Below are 21236 nucleotides of genomic sequence, written 5' to 3' on the forward strand. Positions count from 1 at the left end.
TACCCCTTACTTAGCAGCTTTTTTACGAGGCGCTGGTGCTTGTGGTTTCAGTTCTTCTTGGCGACCACCAATTACTTCGCCTTTGAAGATCCAAACCTTTACACCGATCACACCGTAAGTGGTGTGAGCTTCGTAGTTGGCATAGTCGATGTCGGCACGCAGGGTGTGCAGTGGCACACGACCTTCGCGATACCATTCAGTACGTGCGATTTCAGCACCGCCGAGACGACCGCTCACTTGGATTTTGATGCCTTTGGCACCAATGCGCATGGCGTTCTGTACGGCGCGCTTCATAGCGCGACGGAACATTACGCGACGCTCCAGCTGCTGAGCTACGCTCTGCGCAACCAGCATACCGTCGAGCTCCGGCTTGCGGATCTCTTCGATATTGATGTGCACAGGCACACCCATTTGCTTGGTCAGGTCCTGACGCAGTTTCTCAACATCTTCACCTTTCTTCCCGATAACGATACCTGGACGAGCGGTGTGGATGGTGATACGTGCAGTTTGGGCCGGACGATGGATATCGATACGGCTTACGGACGCGCTTTTTAGTTTGTCTTGGAGATACTCACGCACCTTCAGATCAGCGAACAAGTAGTCCGCATAAGTCCGACCGTCTGCGTACCAGACGGAGGTGTGCTCCTTGACGATTCCCAGGCGAATGCCAATGGGATGTACTTTCTGACCCATCTCTTCGACTCCGTTACTTGTCAGCAACCTTGACAGTGATATGGCAAGACCGCTTGACGATGCGATCAGCACGGCCTTTGGCACGTGGCATGATGCGCTTCAGCGAACGCCCTTCGTTGACGAAAACGGTGCTGACCTTCAGGTCATCAACGTCTGCGCCTTCGTTATGCTCGGCGTTGGCTACGGCCGACTCCAGCACTTTCTTCATGATCTCGGCGGCTTTCTTACTGCTGAAAGCCAACAGGTTGAGCGCTTCGCCCACCTTCTTCCCGCGGATCTGGTCGGCGACCAAGCGGGCTTTCTGGGCGGAGATTCGAGCGCCCGACAACTTAGCGGCTACTTCCATTTCCTAACCCCTTAACGCTTGGCTTTCTTGTCTGCCACGTGCCCACGATAAGTGCGGGTACCGGCAAACTCGCCCAGTTTGTGGCCGACCATGTCTTCGTTAACGAGAACTGGGACGTGTTGACGACCGTTGTGTACTGCGATGGTCAGACCGACCATTTGTGGCAGGATCATCGAACGACGCGACCAGGTTTTAACTGGTTTGCGATCGTTCTTTTCCGCCGCCACTTCGATCTTCTTCAGTAGGTGAAGATCAATAAAAGGACCTTTTTTCAGAGAACGTGGCACTGTCGTATCCCTCTATTTACTTGCGACGACGGACGATCATTTTGTCGGTACGCTTATTACCACGAGTCTTCGCGCCCTTAGTCGGGAAGCCCCATGGCGATACCGGATGACGACCACCAGAGGTACGACCTTCACCACCACCGTGTGGGTGGTCAACCGGGTTCATGGCAACACCACGAACGGTTGGGCGAACGCCACGCCAGCGTTTGGCACCAGCTTTACCCAACGAACGCAGGCTGTGCTCGGAGTTCGAGACTTCGCCCAGGGTCGCACGGCATTCAGCCAGTACTTTACGCATCTCACCAGAACGCAGACGCAGGGTCACGTAGACACCTTCACGAGCGATCAGCTGAGCCGAAGCACCAGCGGAACGAGCGATCTGTGCGCCTTTACCTGGCTTCAATTCGATGCCGTGTACGGTGCTACCAACTGGAATGTTACGCAGTTGCAGAGCGTTGCCCGGCTTGATCGGTGCCAGAGCACCTGCGATCAGCTGGTCGCCAGCACTCACGCCTTTAGGGGCGATGATGTAGCGACGCTCGCCATCTGCGTACAGCAGCAGAGCGATGTGAGCAGTACGGTTTGGATCGTATTCGATACGCTCGACAGTGGCAGCGATGCCATCTTTGTCGTTGCGACGGAAGTCGACCAGACGATAATGCTGCTTATGGCCACCACCGATGTGACGAGTGGTAATGCGACCATTGTTGTTACGACCACCAGACTTCGATTTTTTCTCGAGCAGCGGTGCGTGAGGAGCGCCTTTATGCAGCTCCTGGTTGACCACCTTGACCACAAAACGGCGGCCAGGGGAAGTCGGTTTGCATTTAACGATTGCCATGATGCACCCCTTCCTTACTCAGCACTGCTGCTGAAATCGAGATCTTGGCCTGGCTGAAGGGAGATAACTGCCTTCTTCCAGTCATTACGCTTGCCCAGACCGCGAGCAGTGCGCTTGCTCTTACCCAGAACATTCAGGGTAGTAACACGCTCTACTTTCACGCTGAACAGGCTTTCGACGGCCTTCTTGATTTCCAGCTTGGTTGCGTCAGTTGCAACCTTGAAAACGAACTGGCCTTTCTTGTCAGCCAGAACCGTAGCCTTTTCGGAAACGTGCGGGCCAAGCAGAACTTTAAATACGCGTTCCTGGTTCATCCCAGCAGCTCCTCGAATTTCTTCACGGCCGACACGGTGATCAACACCTTGTCGTATGCGATCAGACTAACTGGATCGGAACCTTGCACGTCACGTACATCAACGTGTGGCAGGTTGCGAGCAGCCAGGTACAGGTTCTGATCAACAGCTTCGGACACGATCAAAACGTCGGTCAGACTCATGTTGTTCAGTTTGCCCAGCAGATCTTTGGTTTTTGGACTTTCAACAGCGAAGTCCTGAACCACGACCAGACGATCAGTACGCACGAGTTCAGCAAGGATGGAGCGCAGTGCTGCGCGGTACATCTTCTTGTTGAGCTTCTGAGAGTGATCCTGTGGACGAGCTGCGAAAGTGGTACCGCCGCCACGCCAGATTGGGCTACGGATAGTACCGGCACGAGCACGGCCAGTGCCTTTCTGACGCCAAGGGCGCTTACCGCCACCACGTACGTCGGAACGGGTCTTTTGCTGCTTGCTACCTTGACGGCCGCCGGCCATGTAGGCCACGACTGCTTGGTGAACGAGCGTCTCGTTGAATTCGCCGCCAAATGTCAGTTCGGAAACTTCGATCGCTTGAGCGTCATTTACATTTAATTGCATGTCAGCTTCCCCTTAACCGCGAGCCTTGGCCGCTGGACGTACAACCAGGTTGCCGCCAGTAGCGCCAGGAACAGCACCCTTGACCAACAACAGATTGCGTTCAGCGTCGACGCGCACTACTTCTAGGGACTGCACGGTCACGCGCTCAGCGCCCATATGACCGGACATTTTTTTGCCCTTGAATACACGACCAGGAGTCTGGCACTGGCCAATAGAGCCCGGGACGCGGTGGGAAACGGAGTTACCGTGAGTGTTGTCTTGACCACGGAAATTCCAACGCTTGATCGTACCCTGGAAGCCTTTACCTTTGGACTGACCGGTTACATCAACCAGTTGACCAGCGGCGAAGATTTCAGCGTTGATCAGATCGCCAGCCTGGTAGTCGCCGTCTTCAAGACGGAACTCCATGACAGTACGACCAGCTGCAACGTTTGCTTTAGCGAAGTGACCTGCTTGAGCAGCAGTCACGCGCGAAGCACGACGCTCGCCGACAGTGACTTGCACTGCACGATAGCCATCGGTCTCTTCAGTTTTGAACTGGGTGACGCGATTCGGTTCGATCTCAATGACCGTGACCGGAATGGAGACACCTTCTTCGGTGAAAATACGGGTCATACCGCATTTACGACCGACTACACCAATAGTCATGTTGTAAACCTCATGAGTGTACGGGGCTTTCACCCGCTATGGCCGCCCATTTCAGAGCGTTACACGACTAAGACCCAAGTCTTAGCCGAGGCTGATCTGTACTTCCACACCGGCCGCCAGATCGAGCTTCATAAGTGCATCAACGGTTTTATCCGTTGGCTGGACGATGTCCAGTACGCGCTTATGAGTACGGATCTCGTACTGGTCACGCGCGTCTTTGTTGACGTGCGGGGAGACCAGAACGGTGAACCGCTCTTTACGGGTAGGCAGTGGAATTGGACCACGCACTTGAGCACCAGTACGTTTCGCGGTTTCCACGATTTCCTGGGTGGATTGGTCGATCAGGCGATGGTCAAAAGCCTTCAACCTGATACGGATTTGCTGATTTTGCATTGGATTTCAGACTCCGGCTGCTATTCCCACCGGGCGCAATACGCCCGTTAAAAGGAGGCGCAATTCTATAGACGCCCTAGATAGGTGTCAACCCAATAAAAAAGCCCCCGCTAAGCGGGGGCTTTCTCAAAACATCAAAGCTCACTCAAAAGAGAGATTACTCGATGATTTTAGCTACAACGCCAGCACCAACGGTACGGCCGCCTTCACGGATAGCGAAACGCAGACCGTCTTCCATAGCGATGGTTTTGATCAGGGTGACAACCATTTTGATGTTGTCGCCTGGCATTACCATTTCTACGCCTTCCGGCAGTTCGCAGTTACCAGTCACGTCAGTAGTACGGAAGTAGAACTGTGGACGGTAGCCTTTGAAGAACGGAGTGTGACGACCGCCTTCTTCTTTGCTCAGCACGTACACTTCAGCTTCGAACTTGGTGTGCGGCTTAACCGAACCTGGCTTGACCAGAACCTGGCCACGCTCAACGTCGTCACGCTTGGTACCACGCAGCAGAACGCCGCAGTTCTCGCCAGCACGACCTTCGTCGAGCAGCTTACGGAACATTTCAACACCGGTGCAGGTGGTGACGGTAGTGTCACGCAGACCAACGATTTCCAGTGGATCTTGTACCTTGACGATACCGCGCTCGATACGGCCAGTTACAACAGTACCGCGACCGGAGATCGAGAATACGTCTTCGATTGGCATCAGGAACGGCTTGTCGATAACACGGACTGGATCTGGGATGTAGCTGTCCAGAGTCTCAACCAGTTTACGAACGGACGTGGTGCCCATTTCGTTATCGTCTTTGCCTTCCAGAGCCATACGAGCAGAACCGATGATGATCGGAGTGTCGTCACCTGGGAAGTCGTAAGTGCTCAGCAGATCGCGCACTTCCATCTCAACCAGTTCCAGCAGCTCAGCGTCGTCTACCAGGTCAGCCTTGTTCAGGTAAACCACGATGTACGGAACGCCAACCTGACGGGACAGCAGGATGTGCTCACGGGTTTGTGGCATCGGACCATCAGCGGCCGAGCAAACCAGGATTGCGCCGTCCATCTGGGCAGCACCGGTGATCATGTTCTTCACATAGTCAGCGTGACCTGGGCAGTCAACGTGAGCGTAGTGACGGATCAGCGAGTTGTATTCAACGTGCGCGGTGTTGATGGTGATACCACGAGCTTTCTCTTCTGGCGCGCTGTCGATTTTATCGAAATCAACGATTGCGGAACCGAATACTTCGGAGCAAACGCGAGTCAGAGCAGCAGTCAGAGTGGTTTTACCGTGGTCAACGTGACCGATGGTGCCAACGTTGACGTGCGGTAGGGAACGATCAAATTTTTCTTTAGCCACGACAATTAACTCCTTGCCTAAAGGACTGAATCAGCCTTGTTTTTTGGATACAGTTTCAGCGATGTGCGCCGGAGCTGTGTTGTATTTTTTGAATTCCATAGAGTAGCTTGCGCGACCCTGGGACATGGAACGAACGTCGGTCGCATAACCGAACATCTCACCCAACGGAACCTCGGCGCGAATCACTTTGCCGGAAACCGTGTCTTCCATACCCAAGATCATGCCGCGACGACGGTTAAGGTCGCCCATGACATCACCCATATAGTCTTCAGGTGTAACAACTTCTACCGCCATGATTGGCTCAAGCAACTCACCACCGCCCTTCTGGGCCAGTTGCTTGGTTGCCATGGAAGCAGCCACCTTAAACGCCATCTCGTTGGAGTCGACGTCGTGGTAAGAACCGTCAAAAACGGTTGCTTTCAGGCCGATCAGCGGATAGCCGGCAACAACACCGTTCTTCATCTGCTCTTCGATACCCTTCTGGATAGCAGGGATGTATTCCTTAGGAACAACACCACCTACTACTTCGTTCACGAATTGCAGACCTTCCTGACCTTCGTCAGCAGGAGCAAAACGGATCCAGCAGTGACCGAACTGACCACGACCGCCGGACTGACGAACGAACTTGCCTTCGATTTCACAGTTCTTCGTGATGCGCTCACGATAGGAAACCTGAGGCTTACCGATGTTGGCTTCGACGTTGAACTCACGGCGCATCCGGTCAACCAGGATGTCCAGGTGCAACTCGCCCATGCCGGAGATGATCGTTTGACCAGTCTCTTCATCAGTCTTGACGCGGAAAGATGGATCTTCCTGAGCAAGCTTGCCCAGAGCGATACCCATTTTTTCCTGGTCATCCTTGGTCTTAGGCTCTACGGCAACCGAAATAACCGGCTCCGGGAAGTCCATGCGAACCAGGATGATTGGCTTGGCAGCGTCGCACAAAGTCTCACCAGTGGTGACGTCCTTCATGCCGATCAGGGCCGCGATGTCACCAGCGCGCACTTCCTTGATCTCTTCACGGGCGTTTGCGTGCATTTGCACCATACGACCCACGCGCTCTTTCTTGCCTTTAACCGAGTTGATCACGCCGTCGCCGGAGGCCAACACGCCCGAGTAAACGCGGACGAAGGTCAAAGTACCCACGAATGGGTCGGTAGCGATCTTGAACGCCAGAGCCGAGAACGGCTCGTTGTCATCGGCGTGACGCTCCATTTCTTCTTCCTCGTTATCAGGGTTGGAACCCTTGATAGCAGGAATGTCGGTTGGAGCAGGCAGGTAGTCGATAACGGCGTCGAGAACCAGGGGAACACCCTTGTTCTTGAACGAAGAACCGCAAACAGCCAAGACGATCTCACCAGCGATAGTACGCTGACGCAGAGCGGCCTTGATTTCCACGTTGGTGAGTTCTTCACCTTCGAGGTACTTGTTCATCAGCTCTTCGCTGGCTTCGGCAGCAGCCTCAACCATGTTGTTGCGCCACTCGTCAGCCAGCTCCTGAAGCTCTTCAGGGATAGGCTTACGAACAGGAACCATACCTTTGTCGGAATCGTTCCAGTAAACAGCTTCCATGTTGATCAGATCGATCTGACCCTGGAAGTTGTCTTCGGAACCGATAGCCAACTGGATAGGCACCGGAGTGTGACCCAGACGCTGCTTGATCTGACCGATCACGCGCAGGAAGTTGGCACCAGCACGGTCCATCTTGTTTACATAAACAAGACGTGGAACGCCGTACTTGTTGGCTTGACGCCATACGGTTTCCGACTGAGGCTCAACACCCGAGGTGCCGCAGAACACAACGACAGCGCCGTCGAGTACGCGCAGGGAACGCTCAACTTCAATGGTGAAGTCTACGTGGCCCGGGGTATCGATTACGTTGAAGCGATGCTCGTCTTTGTACTGCTTCTCGGAACCTTTCCAGAAGGCGGTAATAGCAGCAGAAGTAATGGTAATACCACGCTCCTGCTCCTGAACCATCCAGTCTGTGGTCGCGGCGCCGTCATGCACCTCGCCCATTTTGTGACTTTTGCCGGTGTAAAACAGTACGCGCTCGGTGGTGGTGGTTTTACCAGCATCCACGTGAGCGACGATACCGATGTTACGATAGCGGCTAATCGGAGTAGTACGAGCCATAAAGCCCTCGCAAAATTAGTGAAGCTAAAATTAGAAGCGGTAGTGCGAGAAAGCTTTGTTGGCTTCAGCCATACGGTGCACGTCTTCACGCTTCTTAACAGCAGCACCTTTACCTTCAGCAGCGTCCAACAGTTCGCCAGCCAAACGCAGAGCCATAGACTTCTCGCCGCGCTTACGGGCGAAGTCTACCAACCAGCGCATTGCCAGAGCGTTACGACGGGACGGGCGAACTTCAACCGGAACCTGGTAAGTAGCACCGCCTACACGGCGCGACTTCACTTCGACCAGCGGAGCGATGGCGTCGAGAGCTTTCTCGAAGATTTCCAGGGGGTCGCTGTTCTTGCGTTCTTTAACCTTTTCCAGCGCGCCATAAACGATACGCTCGGCAACGGCTTTCTTGCCGCTTTCCATCACGTGGTTCATGAACTTGGCCAGAATTTGGCTTCCGTATTTTGGATCGTCAAGCACTTCGCGCTTGGCTGCTACGCGTCTTCTTGGCATGGATAAGCCCTCAAACGGTCTTCAGGTTCGCTCGGAATCGGTGCCCTTTCGGGACGCCTCCGACCTTACTCTTATCGACTCAGAAAATAAGATGATTCAGGTTTACAAAAAGCCGCTACTACTTAGGCTTCTTGGTACCGTACTTCGAACGACCCTGGTTACGACCTTTAACGCCGGAAGTATCCAAAGAACCGCGTACGGTGTGGTAACGAACACCTGGCAAGTCTCTTACACGACCGCCGCGGATCAGTACCACGCTGTGCTCTTGCAGGTTGTGGCCTTCACCGCCGATGTACGAGGAAACCTCGAAACCGTTGGTCAGACGCACACGGCATACTTTACGCAGTGCCGAGTTAGGTTTTTTCGGCGTGGTGGTATACACACGGGTGCATACGCCACGACGTTGCGGGCAGTTCTGCAGCGCAGGTACGTCGGATTTCTCGACGATACGCTTACGCGGCTGACGTACCAGCTGGTTGATAGTTGCCATCTACTAGCTCCACTGTTGTCTTGCGACGCTATTGTCTTGCAAGAAAAGCAAAATGGCAGGAACGAATTCCCGCCAAATTTAGGGGTACAAGAGTCTAAAGAGGATCTTGTCCCCAGTCAAGGCAAGGCCCCGACCTCCCCTCGCGTCGAACCGGGGCAAAAATGCCTCGATCCGACGAATGGGAGTGTCAGGGCCCAGACTCATCTATCGCAGAACTCAGTTTCCGCTTGAGTTCAGCGCTTCGGTCAGTGCAGCTTCCACTTCACTGGCGCTTACGCGCAGCGGCTTGTCAGCATCACGGCGACGCTTACGCTCGCTGTGATAAGCCAAACCGGTACCCGCCGGGATCAGACGACCCACGACTACGTTTTCTTTCAGGCCGCGCAGGTAATCGCGCTTGCCGGTTACCGCTGCTTCGGTCAGTACGCGAGTGGTCTCCTGGAAGGAGGCCGCCGAGATGAACGACTCAGTGGACAACGACGCCTTGGTGATACCCAGCAGCACGCGAGTGAACTTGGAGACAAATTTCTCTTCGTTCGCCAGGCGCTCGTTTTCTACCAGTACGTGAGTCAGTTCCATCTGGTCGCCCTTGATGAAACTGGAATCGCCGGATTCAGCGATTTCAACTTTACGCAGCATCTGACGCAGGATGGTCTCGATGTGCTTGTCGTTGATCTTCACGCCTTGCAGACGGTAAACGTCCTGGATCTCGTTAACGATGTACTTGGCCAGCGCACTCACACCCAGCAGACGCAGGATGTCGTGTGGATCGCTCGGGCCGTCGGAGATAACTTCGCCGCGGTTTACCTGTTCGCCTTCGAACACGTTCAGGTGACGCCACTTCGGAATCAGCTCTTCATACGGATCGCTACCGTCGTTCGGGGTAATGACCAGACGGCGCTTGCCCTTGGTCTCTTTACCGAACGCGATGGTGCCGCTGACTTCAGCCAGAATCGACGCTTCTTTCGGACGACGAGCTTCGAACAAGTCGGCAACACGCGGCAGACCACCGGTGATGTCACGGGTTTTCGAAGTTTCTTGCGGGATACGCGCGATAACATCACCGATCGCGATCTTCGCACCATCCGCTACACCGACCAGGGCGTTGGCTGGCAGGAAGTACTGAGCGATTACGTCAGTGCCTGGCAGCAACAGATCCTTGCCGTTGTCATCGACCATCTTCACGGCAGGACGGATGTCTTTACCGGCAGCTGGACGATCTTTGGCGTCGAGTACTTCAATGTTGGTCATACCGGTCAATTCGTCAGTCTGACGCTTGATCGTGATGCCTTCTTCCATGCCCACGTAGGTCACGGTACCTTTCATTTCGGTAACGATTGGGTGAGTGTGCGGATCCCACTTGGCCACGATTGCGCCAGCGTCGACCTTGTCACCTTCTTTAACCGAAATCACAGCACCGTACGGCAGCTTGTAACGCTCACGCTCACGACCGTAGTCATCAGCGATGGCCAGCTCACCGGAACGGGACACAGCAACCAGGTGGCCATCCACTCGCTCAACGTGCTTGAGGTTGTGCAGGCGGACGGTACCGCCATTCTTCACCTGAACGCTGTCGGCTGCGGAGGTCCGGCTTGCCGCACCACCGATGTGGAACGTACGCATGGTCAGCTGGGTACCCGGCTCACCGATGGACTGGGCAGCGATAACGCCGACCGCTTCACCGATGTTCACCTGGTGACCACGAGCCAAGTCACGGCCGTAGCACTTGGCGCAGATGCCGTAGCGGGTTTCGCAGCTGATCGGCGAGCGAACGATCACTTCGTCGATGCTGTTGAGTTCGATGAACTCGACCCACTTCTCGTCAACCAGGGTGCCGGCAGGAACGATAACTTCCTCGGTACCTGGCTTGAATACGTCACGGGCAATAACACGACCCAATACGCGCTCACCCAGTGGCTCTACAACGTCACCGCCTTCAATGTGCGGAGTCATCAGCAGGCCGTGCTCGGTGCCGCAATCGATCTCGGTTACAACCAGATCTTGTGCAACGTCTACCAGACGACGAGTCAGGTAACCGGAGTTAGCGGTTTTCAACGCGGTATCCGCAAGACCCTTACGAGCACCGTGAGTGGAGATGAAGTACTGAAGTACGCTCAAACCTTCACGGAAGTTCGCAGTGATCGGCGTTTCGATGATGGAACCGTCCGGCTTGGCCATCAGGCCACGCATACCGGCGAGCTGACGGATCTGCGCAGCAGAACCCCGCGCGCCCGAGTCGGCCATCATGTACATCGAGTTGAAGGATTCCTGGTCAACTTCGTCGCCGTGACGGTCGATGACTTTCTCTTTCGAGAGGTTGGCCATCATCGCCTTGGAAACTTCGTCGTTCGCCTTGGACCAAAGGTCGATCACCTTGTTGTACTTCTCGCCCTGGGTTACCAGGCCGGAGGCGTACTGGCTCTCGATCTCTTTCACTTCGTCAGTAGCAGCACTGATGATGCGAGCTTTTTCATCCGGGATAACGAAGTCGTTAACGCCGATGGAAACGCCGGAGATAGTCGAGTAAGCGAAACCTGTGTACATCAACTGGTCAGCGAAGATAACGGTCTCTTTCAAACCAACCACGCGGTAGCACTGGTTGATCAGCTTGGAGATCGCCTTTTTCTTCATCGGCAGGTTGACGACGTCGTACGACAGACCTTTTGGCACAACCTGGTACAACAGCGCACGGCCGACAGTGGTGTCGACGATACGGGTGTTGCTCACGCTGCCGCCGTCACGGTCGTTGACCGTTTCGTGGATCCGCACCTTGACCTTGGCGTGCAGTGCGGCTTCGCCGGCACGGAACACACGGTCAACTTCTTGCAGGTCAGCGAACACACGACCTTCGCCTTTGGCGTTGATCGCTTCACGGGTCATGTAGTACAGACCCAATACAACGTCCTGCGACGGAACGATGATTGGCTCACCGTTGGCTGGCGACAGGATGTTGTTGGTCGACATCATCAACGCACGCGCTTCCAACTGGGCTTCCAGTGTCAGCGGTACGTGCACGGCCATTTGGTCGCCGTCGAAGTCGGCGTTGTACGCAGCACAGACCAGAGGGTGCAGCTGGATAGCCTTACCTTCGATCAGTACCGGTTCAAACGCCTGGATACCCAGACGGTGAAGGGTCGGTGCACGGTTGAGGAGAACCGGGTGTTCGCGGATCACTTCAGCGAGAACGTCCCAAACCTCTGGCAGTTCGCGCTCGACCATTTTCTTGGCCGCTTTGATGGTGGTCGCGAGACCGCGCATTTCCAGCTTGCCGAAGATGAACGGCTTGAACAGCTCGAGTGCCATCTTCTTAGGCAGACCGCACTGGTGCAGACGCAGGGTCGGGCCTACGGTAATTACCGAACGACCGGAGTAGTCAACACGCTTACCGAGCAAGTTCTGACGGAAACGACCTTGCTTACCCTTGATCATGTCAGCCAGGGATTTCAGAGGACGCTTGTTGGAACCTGTGATAGCGCGGCCACGACGACCGTTGTCGAGCAGGGCATCGACCGCTTCTTGCAACATACGCTTTTCGTTGCGCACGATGATGTCCGGAGCGGACAGATCAAGCAGGCGCTTCAAGCGGTTGTTACGGTTGATCACGCGGCGGTACAGGTCGTTGAGGTCGGACGTCGCGAAACGACCACCGTCCAACGGTACCAGCGGTACCAGCGGACGCAGGTCTGGCGGCAGAACCGGCAGAACGGTCAGCACCATCCACTCTGGCAAGTTGCCGGAACCCTGGAAGGCTTCCATCAACTTCAGACGCTTGGACAGCTTCTTGATCTTGGTTTCGGAGTTGGTTTGCGGAATCTCTTCGCGCAGACGACCAATCTCGTGCTCCAGGTCGATAGCGTGCAGCAGTTCGCGGACAGCTTCGGCACCCATGCGAGCATCGAAATCGTCGCCGAACTCTTCCAGCGCTTCGAAGTACTGCTCGTCGTTCAGCAGCTGACCTTTTTCAAGGGTGGTCATGCCTGGGTCGATAACGACATAGCTCTCGAAGTAGAGAACACGTTCGATATCGCGCAGGGTCATGTCCATCAGCAAGCCGATACGGGACGGCAGCGATTTCAGGAACCAGATGTGGGCAACCGGCGAAGCCAGTTCGATGTGCGCCATGCGCTCACGACGAACCTTGGCCAGTGCGACTTCAACGCCACACTTCTCGCAGATCACACCACGGTGCTTCAAGCGCTTGTACTTACCGCACAGGCACTCGTAATCCTTTACCGGGCCAAAGATCTTGGCGCAGAACAGGCCGTCACGTTCAGGTTTGAACGTACGGTAGTTGATGGTTTCCGGCTTTTTAACTTCACCGAACGACCACGAACGGATCATCTCAGGCGATGCCAATCCAATACGGATGGCGTCGAACTCTTCGACTTGACCCTGGTTTTTCAGCAAATTCAGTAGGTCTTTCAAGGCCTTTCCTCCTGGCGGAGCAGAGAGCGGGCTAAACAGCCCCGCTCTCGATTCGCGTCACGTGTTATTCGGTTTCCAGATCGATATCGATGCCGAGGGAACGAATTTCTTTGATCAACACGTTGAAGGACTCGGGCATGCCCGGCTCCATACGGTGATCGCCGTCCACGATGTTTTTGTACATCTTGGTACGACCGTTCACATCGTCCGACTTCACTGTGAGCATTTCTTGCAGAGTGTATGCAGCACCGTATGCTTCCAGTGCCCAGACCTCCATCTCCCCGAAACGCTGACCACCGAACTGAGCCTTACCACCCAGCGGCTGCTGGGTAACCAGGCTGTACGAACCGGTAGAACGAGCGTGCATCTTGTCGTCTACCAAGTGGTTCAGCTTCAGCATGTACATGTAGCCAACAGTAACCGGGCGCTCGAACTTGTTGCCGGTACGGCCGTCGAACAGCTGCATCTGGCCGCTTTCTGGCAGGTCTGCCAGTTTCAGCATGGCCTTGATTTCGCTTTCCTTGGCACCGTCGAACACCGGGGTAGCCATTGGAACGCCGCCGCGCAGGTTCTTCGCCAGATCCAGGATTTCCTGGTCGGAGAAGGTGTCCAGTTCTTCGTTGCGACCGCCGATCTCGTTGTAGATCTCGTGCAGGAACTTACGCAGGTCTGCGACCTTGCGCTGCTCTTCGATCATACGGTTGATCTTCTCGCCCAGACCTTTGGCCGCGAGGCCCAGGTGGGTTTCAAGGATCTGACCGACGTTCATACGCGAAGGTACGCCCAACGGGTTGAGGACGACGTCGACCGGGGTGCCATTGGCATCGTGCGGCATGTCTTCAACCGGCATGATCACAGAGACCACACCCTTGTTACCGTGACGACCGGCCATCTTGTCGCCCGGCTGGATGCGGCGACGGATTGCCAGGTAAACCTTGACGATTTTCAGCACGCCTGGAGCCAGGTCATCGCCCTGCTGCAGTTTGCGCTTCTTGTCTTCGAACTTGTCGTCCAGCAGACGGCGGCGATCAACGATATAGGCCTGGGCCTTCTCGAGTTGCTCGTTCAGAGCATCTTCAGCCATGCGCAGTTTGAACCACTGGCCGTGCTCAAGACCGTCGAGGATTTCGTCGGTGATGTCCTGACCTTTCTTCAGGCCTGCGCCGCCTTCAGCCTTGTGGCCTACCAGAGCGGAACGCAGACGTTCGAAGGTCGCGCCTTCAACGATACGGAACTCTTCGTTCAGATCCTTGCGGATCTCGTCGAGCTGGGTCTTCTCGATGGACAGTGCACGAGCATCACGCTCAACGCCGTCACGGGTGAAGACCTGTACGTCGATGACAGTACCCTTGGTACCGGTAGGTACACGCAGGGAGGTGTCTTTAACGTCGCTGGCTTTTTCACCGAAGATGGCACGCAGCAGCTTCTCTTCCGGCGTCAGTTGGGTCTCGCCTTTCGGAGTGACCTTACCGACCAGGATGTCGCCAGCGCCAACTTCAGCACCTACATAAACGATACCGGCTTCGTCCAGCTTGTTCAGTGCAGCTTCACCCACGTTCGGGATGTCTGCAGTGATTTCCTCAGGCCCAAGCTTGGTATCACGCGCCACACAGGTCAGTTCCTGAATGTGGATCGTGGTGAAGCGGTCTTCTTGAACCACACGCTCGGACAGGCAGATGGAGTCTTCGAAGTTGAAGCCGTTCCATGCCATGAACGCGATGCGCATGTTCTGACCCAGAGCCAGTTCACCCATGTCGGTGGACGGGCCGTCGGCCATGATGTCGCTACGCTGAACGCGATCACCCTTGCTCACCAGCGGACGCTGGTTGATGCAGGTGTTCTGGTTCGAGCGGGTGTATTTGGTCAGGTTGTAGATGTCGACACCGGCTTCGCCAGTTTCTACTTCGTCATCGGCAACACGAACCACGATGCGGCTGGCATCAACGGAGTCGATCACACCGCCACGACGAGCCACGACGCAAACGCCGGAGTCACGCGCTACGTTGCGCTCCATGCCGGTACCTACCAGCGGCTTGTCAGCACGCAGAGTTGGTACAGCTTGACGCTGCATGTTGGAACCCATCAACGCACGGTTGGCGTCATCGTGTTCCAGGAACGGGATCAGCGACGCTGCAACCGAAACTACCTGCTTCGGAGAAACGTCCATCAAGGTGACGTCTTCCGGCGCCTTGACGGTGAACTCGTTCAGGTGACGAACAGCTACCAGCTCGTCGACCAGGACTTTCTTGTCGTTCATCGTGGCCGAAGCCTGAGCGATCACGTGATCAGCTTCTTCGATGGCGGACAGGAATACGATCTCGTCGGTGACCAGGGCGTCTTTCACCACACGGTACGGGCTTTCGAGGAAGCCGTACTGGTTGGTGCGCGCATAAGCAGCCAGGGAGTTGATCAGACCGATGTTCGGACCTTCCGGCGTTTCGATCGGGCAAACACGACCGTAGTGCGTCGGGTGTACGTCACGGACTTCAAAGCCAGCACGCTCACGGGTCAGACCGCCCGGGCCCAGTGCAGAAACACGGCGCTTGTGGGTGATCTCGGAGAGCGGGTTGTTCTGGTCCATGAACTGCGAAAGCTGGCTGGAACCGAAGAACTCTTTCACCGCCGCAGCCACTGGCTTGGCGTTGATCAGGTCTTGCGGCATCAGGCCTTCGCTTTCAGCCATCGACAGACGCTCTTTGACCGCACGCTCAACACGTACCAGGCCAACGCGGAACTGGTTCTCGGCCATTTCGCCTACGCAGCGAACACGACGGTTACCCAGGTGATCGATGTCATCGACGATGCCTTTGCCGTTACGGATGTCGACCAGGGTCTTCAATACCGCGACGATGTCTTCCTTGCACAGCACGCCCGAACCTTCGATCTCGGTACGACCGATACGACGGTTGAACTTCATCCGGCCGACCGCAGACAGGTCATAGCGCTCAGGGCTGAAGAACAGGTTGTTGAACAGGGTTTCGGCAGCGTCTTTGGTTGGTGGCTCACCAGGACGCATCATGCGATAGATCTCGACCAGCGCTTCCAATTGGTTGCTGGTGGAGTCGATCTTCAGTGTGTCGGAGATGAACGGACCGCAGTCGATATCGTTGGTGTACAGGGTCTCGATGCGAACAACCTGGGCCTTGGCGATCTTGGCCAGGATCTCGGTGTTCAGCTCGGTGTTGCACTCAGCCAGGATTTCGCCTGTAGCCGGGTGAACGATGACCTTGGCGGTAGTGCGACCCAGGACGTAGTCCAGTGGCACTTCCAGCTCTTTGATACCGGCTTTTTCGATCTGGTTGATGTGGCGCGCAGTGATACGACGGCCAGCCTCAACGATGACCTTGCCCTTCTCGTCCTGGATGTCCAGGACAGCAATTTCACCACGCAGACGCGAAGCGATCAGCTCCAGCTTGAGGGTTTCATCCTTCAGGCTGAATACGTTGGTGGTGTAGAAAGCGTCCAGCACTTGCTCAGTGGTGTAACCGAGCGCGCGCAGCAATACCGAGGCCGGCAGCTTGCGACGACGGTCGATACGCACGAACACGCAGTCTTTCGGGTCGAACTCGAAGTCCAACCACGAACCGCGGTACGGAATGATCCGCGCGGAGTACAGGAGTTTGCCGGAGCTGTGCGTCTTGCCGCGGTCGTGGTCGAAGAACACGCCCGGGGAACGGTGCAGCTGGGAAACGATTACACGCTCGGTACCGTTGATTACGAAGGTACCGTTTTCAGTCATCAGTGGGATTTCGCCCATGTAGACTTCTTGCTCTTTGATGTCCTTGATCGCTTTGTTCGACGATTCTTTGTCGAAAATGATCAGACGGACTTTTACCCGCAAAGGTACGGCGTACGTAACGCCACGCAACACGCATTCTTTGACATCAAATGCCGGTTCGCCCAGGCGATAACCGACGTACTCCAGCGCAGCATTGCCGGAGTAGCTGATGATCGGGAAAACGGATTTGAAGGCCGCATGCAGGCCCACGTCGCGGAACTGATCTTTGGTCGCTCCCGCCTGCAAGAATTCACGATACGAATCCAGCTGGATAGCCAGAAGGTACGGGACATCCATGACGTCCGGCAACTTGCTAAAGTCCTTGCGGATACGTTTTTTCTCAGTATATGAGTAAGCCATCAGCGTTCCCCAGCTTGGTCACCTGCTTGTTTGGCCCCTCCGACGGGAGCAGCCAGAAAATCTTGCAAACCCCATGGTTTGCACCACCGCTTCGGGTGGCTACAGCGCGTTAATGGCGGCGACCGAGTCGACAGCCAAGAACGGAAAAAGGCCGGTGGCAAGAGCCACCAGCCATCAGCCTTCAGCTTAACGCTTGGGCTGGAGACGCAAGGTCGATGCTTACTTCAGCTCGACTTTAGCGCCTGCTTCTTCCAGAGTAGCTTTGGCTTTGTCAGCGGCGTCTTTCGACACAGCTTCCAGAACCTGGGCAGGAGCGCCGTCAACTACAGCCTTGGCTTCTTTCAGGCCCAGACCGGTCAGTTCACGTACTGCCTTGATCACGTTTACTTTCTTCTCGCCAGCTTCCAGCAGCATGACGTTGAATTCGGTTTGCTCTTCAGCAGCGACAGCAGCAACAGCTGGGCCAGCGGAAGCAGCGGCAGCGGAAACGCCGAATTTTTCTTCGAAAGCTTTGATCAGCTCAACAACCTGCAGAACCGACATTTCAGCTACGGCGTTGAGGATATCGTCTTGGGAGATAGACATTGCTGTATTTCCTGAATTGGGGGACGGCCTACGCGGCCATCGAAATAAACAAAAATACGCGAGAGAATTTGCTCAGCCTTAGGCTGCGGCAGCTTCTTTTTGCTCGCGAACTGCAGCCAGAGTACGAGCCAGCTTGCTGGTAGCGCCTTGAATCACGCTCATCAGCTGCGAAATAGCTTCGTTACGGGTCGGCAGTGTTGCCAGTACGTCGATTTGGTTAGCTGCGAGGAACTTGCCCTCGAACGCAGCTGCCTTGATCTCGAACTTATCCTGACTCTTGGCGAATTCTTTGAACAAACGGGCAGCAGCGCCTGGATGATCTTTAGAGAACGCGATCAGAGTCGGGCCGGTGAACACGTCGTTGAGAACACTGTATTCAGTGTCAGCAACGGCGCGCTTGAGCAGGGTGTTACGTACAACACGTACGTATACGCCAGCTTCACGAGCCTCTTTACGGAGTCCGGTCATAGCGCCTACTGTCACACCACGGGCATCAGCCACGACAGCGGACAGAGCAGCTTTGGCAGCCTCGTTGACTTCAGCGACGATGGCCTTCTTGTCTTCGAGATTAATTGCCACGGGTTTAACTCCTGCTTGTTACCGTTTCATCTGGCCTAGGCCTGATGTCGTTTTGGTGTCTGATTCGGTAAGGAACCGGGAGCACCATCTGCGTAGGCTTGTTGGTTTAAGACTTGCGTCGCCTACGGTCTTGGATAGCCCCCGCCAGGCAGGGACCCCAATCTTTCAATTGGCGCAATTACTTGCGCCAATTTATGTCTTATACGTCCAGCGAGCCTTGGTCGATGACCAGACCTGGGCCCATAGTGGTGCTCAGGGTAACGCGCTTGACGTAGATACCTTTCGAGGAAGCCGGCTTGATACGCTTCAGATCAGCGATCAGGGCTTCAACGTTTTCCTTCAGCTTGACGGCATCGAAGCCGACTTTGCCAACGGAGGTGTGAATGATGCCGTTTTTGTCGGTGCGATAACGAACCTGACCAGCCTTGGCGTTTTTAACCGCGGTAGCTACGTCTGGCGTTACGGTGCCGACTTTAGGGTTAGGCATCAGGCCACGTGGACCGAGGATCTGACCCAACTGACCTACAACGCGCATTGCATCCGGGGAAGCAATTACGACGTCATAGTTCAGGTCGCCGCCTTTCATTTCGGCAGCCAGGTCGTCCATGCCAACGCGATCAGCACCAGCGGCCAGAGCAGCTTCAGCAGCTGGGCCTTGGGTGAAGACAGCAACACGTACAGTCTTGCCAGTACCGTGTGGCAGCACAGTAGCGCTACGAACGACCTGGTCGGATTTACGTGGGTCAACACCCAGGTTTACAGCAACGTCAACAGACTCGCTGAACTTGACAGTCGACAGCTCGGTCAGCAGGGCAGCAGCGTCTACGAAGTTGTAGGACTTGCCTGCTTCGATTTTGCCGGCGATAGCCTTTTGGCGCTTGGTCAGCTTAGCCATTACACACCCTCCACGTTAAGGCCCATGCTACGAGCAGAACCGGCGATGGTACGCACGGCTGCATCCATATCAGCTGCAGTCAGATCCGCGTTTTTGGTTTTCGCGATTTCTTCCAGCTGAGCACGGGTTACAGTGCCAACCTTAACGGTGTTAGGACGAGCGGAACCGCTGGTCAGACCGGCAGCTTTCTTCAGCAAAACCGAAGCCGGGGTCGACTTGGTTTCGAAGGTGAAGCTACGGTCGCTGTATACAGTGATGATCACTGGAGTCGGCAGACCTGGCTCAAGACCCTGAGTACGGGCGTTGAAGGCCTTGCAGAATTCCATGATGTTCACGCCGTGCTGACCCAGAGCTGGACCGACGGGTGGGCTAGGGTTGGCCTGAGCGGCCTTCACTTGCAGCTTGATGTAAGCGGTAATCTTCTTGGCCATGAGGCACTCCAATTACGGGTTCAAACGCCTCGAAAGGCTCCCCGGTTACTTGCGCGTTTATCCCAGTGACGACAAAACCCCACAGCCGAAGCTGCGGGGTTGGGATGCTTGCCCAGCTAGACCTTCTCGACCTGGCTGAACTCCAACTCTACCGGAGTAGAGCGACCGAAAATGAGCACTGCCACTTGGATCCGGCTCTTTTCGTAGTTAACTTCTTCGACCGTACCGTTGAAATCAGCGAACGGACCATCTGTAACGCGAACGACCTCACCCGGCTCAAACAACGTCTTCGGCTTGGGCTTGTCACTACCGTCAGCAACACGACGCAGAATTGCTTCCGCCTCTTTGTCGGTGATCGGAGCAGGCTTATCGGCAGTACCGCCAATGAAACCCATGACGCGAGGGGTATCCTTGACCAAGTGCCAAGTACCTTCGTTCATGTCCATCTGTACCAGCACGTAGCCAGGGAAGAACTTGCGTTCGCTCTTGCGCTTCTGCCCATTCCGCATTTCAACCACTTCTTCAGTGGGAACCAGAATTTCGCCGAAGCCATCTTCCATGCCTGCCAGCTTTACGCGCTCCAGCAAAGAGCGCATAACATGCTTCTCGTAACCCGAGTAAGCATGCACAACGTACCAACGCTTAGCCACGGGACACCCTTAGCCAACAATCAAGGAAACAAGCCAGCCGAGCAGGGAATCAAGCCCCCACAACAGCAACGCCATAACCAGAACAACAGCCACGACAATCAATGTGGTCTGCGTGGTTTCTTGGCGAGTCGGCCAAACGACTTTACGGATTTCGGTGCGAGCTTCCTTAACCAGTACCGCGAAGGACTTGCCTTTGGCAGTCTGCAGGCCTACAAAGGCAGCTACAGCAGCAAGGGCAAGCAAAGCGAGTACACGGTACAGGATCGGCGAAGCAGAATAGTACTGATTGCCAACAACGCCTACGACCACCAAGGCGACTACAGCGAGCCACTTTACCAGATCGAAACGAGAGCTTTGAGCTTCAGCCTTAGGAGTCATCTATGAAGATCCTGTGAAAAGAAAGCCAGACACACCACGTGAATCTGGCAGGTCAGGAGGGAATCGAACCCCCAACCTACGGTTTTGGAGACCGTCGCTCTGCCAATTGAGCTACTGACCTAAAACAAAATCAGGCCGACCATTATGCAGGCCTGAAAAAGACTTTACAACAACCAACCCCACAAGACCTGAAACATCGAACAACATTCAAGCCGAGGCAGCTGTTAAAACAAAGGCAGATATTTTCATATCTGCCTTGTTATATGGAGCTCTTGAGCGGATTTGAACCGCTGACCTCACCCTTACCAAGGGTGTGCTCTACCAACTGAGCTACAAGAGCGAAACACCTTGCACAACCTGCAAACTTGGAGCGGGTAGCGGGAATCGAACCCGCATCATCAGCTTGGAAGGCTGAGGTTCTACCACTAAACTATACCCGCGGAGCTTGCAGCTCACGCTAAAAATGGTGGAGGGGGAAGGATTCGAACCTTCGAAGTCGTAGACGTCAGATTTACAGTCTGATCCCTTTGGCCGCTCGGGAACCCCTCCTAAGCGA

At 55.2% G+C, this 21236-nt stretch carries 20 protein-coding genes and 4 tRNA genes; all 24 read right to left on the reverse strand.

The features are described from left to right. Positions 1 to 6: 6 nt before the first annotated feature. On the reverse strand, positions 7 to 693 hold the full coding sequence (gene rpsC, locus PSH76_RS27240) for a 30S ribosomal protein S3 (RefSeq protein WP_003176422.1): 687 nt from the start codon (positions 691 to 693) through the stop codon (positions 7 to 9). A gap of 13 nt (positions 694 to 706) precedes the next feature. Further along, a complete protein-coding gene (gene rplV / locus PSH76_RS27245; RefSeq protein ID WP_003103908.1) occupies positions 707 to 1039 on the reverse strand; it encodes a 50S ribosomal protein L22 in 333 nt (110 codons plus the stop codon). An 11-nt stretch (positions 1040 to 1050) separates the two neighbouring features. After that, complete coding sequence (gene rpsS, locus PSH76_RS27250; protein WP_002555486.1) at positions 1051 to 1326, reverse strand: 30S ribosomal protein S19; 276 nt, start codon at positions 1324 to 1326, stop codon at positions 1051 to 1053. A 16-nt stretch (positions 1327 to 1342) separates the two neighbouring features. Continuing rightward, a complete protein-coding gene (gene rplB, locus PSH76_RS27255; RefSeq protein WP_003186055.1) occupies positions 1343 to 2167 on the reverse strand; it encodes a 50S ribosomal protein L2 in 825 nt (274 codons plus the stop codon). 14 nt (positions 2168 to 2181) lie between these two features. Next, on the reverse strand, positions 2182 to 2481 hold the full coding sequence (rplW, locus tag PSH76_RS27260; RefSeq protein ID WP_002555488.1) for a 50S ribosomal protein L23: 300 nt from the start codon (positions 2479 to 2481) through the stop codon (positions 2182 to 2184). After that, the gene (rplD, locus tag PSH76_RS27265) at positions 2478 to 3080 is read right to left on the reverse strand and encodes a 50S ribosomal protein L4 (protein ID WP_003176424.1); all 603 of its coding nucleotides are present in this window, start codon (positions 3078 to 3080) and stop codon (positions 2478 to 2480) included. Before rplD ends, rplW begins: the two co-directional genes overlap by 4 nt. Positions 3081 to 3092: 12 nt before the next feature. Further along, entirely contained in the window at positions 3093 to 3728 is a 636-nt protein-coding gene (gene rplC / locus PSH76_RS27270; RefSeq protein ID WP_003194649.1) for a 50S ribosomal protein L3, read from the reverse strand. A gap of 81 nt (positions 3729 to 3809) precedes the next feature. Next, entirely contained in the window at positions 3810 to 4121 is a 312-nt protein-coding gene (gene rpsJ / locus PSH76_RS27275) for a 30S ribosomal protein S10 (protein WP_003186070.1), read from the reverse strand. Between the two features lie 157 nt (positions 4122 to 4278). Next, positions 4279 to 5472 (reverse strand): elongation factor Tu, encoded by a 1194-nt coding sequence (gene tuf / locus PSH76_RS27280; protein ID WP_003176426.1) that lies wholly within the window; start codon positions 5470 to 5472, stop codon positions 4279 to 4281. A gap of 30 nt (positions 5473 to 5502) precedes the next feature. After that, positions 5503 to 7608 (reverse strand): elongation factor G, encoded by a 2106-nt coding sequence (gene fusA / locus PSH76_RS27285; protein ID WP_003194651.1) that lies wholly within the window; start codon positions 7606 to 7608, stop codon positions 5503 to 5505. Between the two features lie 30 nt (positions 7609 to 7638). Further along, positions 7639 to 8109 (reverse strand): 30S ribosomal protein S7, encoded by a 471-nt coding sequence (gene rpsG / locus PSH76_RS27290; RefSeq protein ID WP_002555493.1) that lies wholly within the window; start codon positions 8107 to 8109, stop codon positions 7639 to 7641. Between the two features lie 118 nt (positions 8110 to 8227). Continuing rightward, a complete protein-coding gene (gene rpsL, locus PSH76_RS27295; protein WP_005745987.1) occupies positions 8228 to 8599 on the reverse strand; it encodes a 30S ribosomal protein S12 in 372 nt (123 codons plus the stop codon). Between the two features lie 216 nt (positions 8600 to 8815). Further along, positions 8816 to 13024 (reverse strand): DNA-directed RNA polymerase subunit beta', encoded by a 4209-nt coding sequence (gene rpoC, locus PSH76_RS27300; RefSeq protein WP_305493235.1) that lies wholly within the window; start codon positions 13022 to 13024, stop codon positions 8816 to 8818. 64 nt (positions 13025 to 13088) lie between these two features. Then, on the reverse strand, positions 13089 to 17162 hold the full coding sequence (gene rpoB, locus PSH76_RS27305) for a DNA-directed RNA polymerase subunit beta (RefSeq protein WP_010206926.1): 4074 nt from the start codon (positions 17160 to 17162) through the stop codon (positions 13089 to 13091). Between the two features lie 219 nt (positions 17163 to 17381). After that, positions 17382 to 17747 carry a 50S ribosomal protein L7/L12 gene (gene rplL, locus PSH76_RS27310; protein ID WP_003176432.1) on the reverse strand — a complete coding sequence of 122 codons (366 nt, stop codon included), beginning with the start codon at positions 17745 to 17747 and terminating at the stop codon, positions 17382 to 17384. 78 nt (positions 17748 to 17825) lie between these two features. Beyond that, positions 17826 to 18326, reverse strand: a complete 501-nt coding sequence (gene rplJ, locus PSH76_RS27315; protein WP_003176433.1) for a 50S ribosomal protein L10 — start codon at positions 18324 to 18326, stop codon at positions 17826 to 17828. A gap of 199 nt (positions 18327 to 18525) precedes the next feature. Next, on the reverse strand, positions 18526 to 19221 hold the full coding sequence (rplA, locus tag PSH76_RS27320) for a 50S ribosomal protein L1 (RefSeq protein ID WP_003176434.1): 696 nt from the start codon (positions 19219 to 19221) through the stop codon (positions 18526 to 18528). Beyond that, on the reverse strand, positions 19221 to 19652 hold the full coding sequence (gene rplK / locus PSH76_RS27325; RefSeq protein WP_003176435.1) for a 50S ribosomal protein L11: 432 nt from the start codon (positions 19650 to 19652) through the stop codon (positions 19221 to 19223). Before rplK ends, rplA begins: the two co-directional genes overlap by 1 nt. 116 nt (positions 19653 to 19768) lie before the next feature. Next, positions 19769 to 20302, reverse strand: coding sequence for a transcription termination/antitermination protein NusG (nusG, locus tag PSH76_RS27330; RefSeq protein WP_003176436.1), 534 nt, complete (start codon positions 20300 to 20302; stop codon positions 19769 to 19771). Between the two features lie 9 nt (positions 20303 to 20311). Then, entirely contained in the window at positions 20312 to 20680 is a 369-nt protein-coding gene (secE, locus tag PSH76_RS27335; RefSeq protein WP_003194658.1) for a preprotein translocase subunit SecE, read from the reverse strand. A gap of 45 nt (positions 20681 to 20725) precedes the next feature. Beyond that, positions 20726 to 20801: transfer RNA gene (locus tag PSH76_RS27340), tRNA-Trp, on the reverse strand. Between the two features lie 143 nt (positions 20802 to 20944). After that, a tRNA-Thr gene (locus PSH76_RS27345) sits at positions 20945 to 21020 on the reverse strand. Positions 21021 to 21046: 26 nt separating this feature from the next. Beyond that, positions 21047 to 21120, reverse strand: a tRNA-Gly gene (locus PSH76_RS27350). A 24-nt stretch (positions 21121 to 21144) separates the two neighbouring features. Beyond that, positions 21145 to 21229: transfer RNA gene (locus PSH76_RS27355), tRNA-Tyr, on the reverse strand. Between the last annotated feature and the right edge of the window lie 7 nt (positions 21230 to 21236).

Source organism: Pseudomonas sp. FP215 (genome assembly GCF_030687795.1).
GTDB classification, from domain to species: Bacteria; Pseudomonadota; Gammaproteobacteria; order Pseudomonadales; family Pseudomonadaceae; genus Aquipseudomonas; species Aquipseudomonas salmasensis.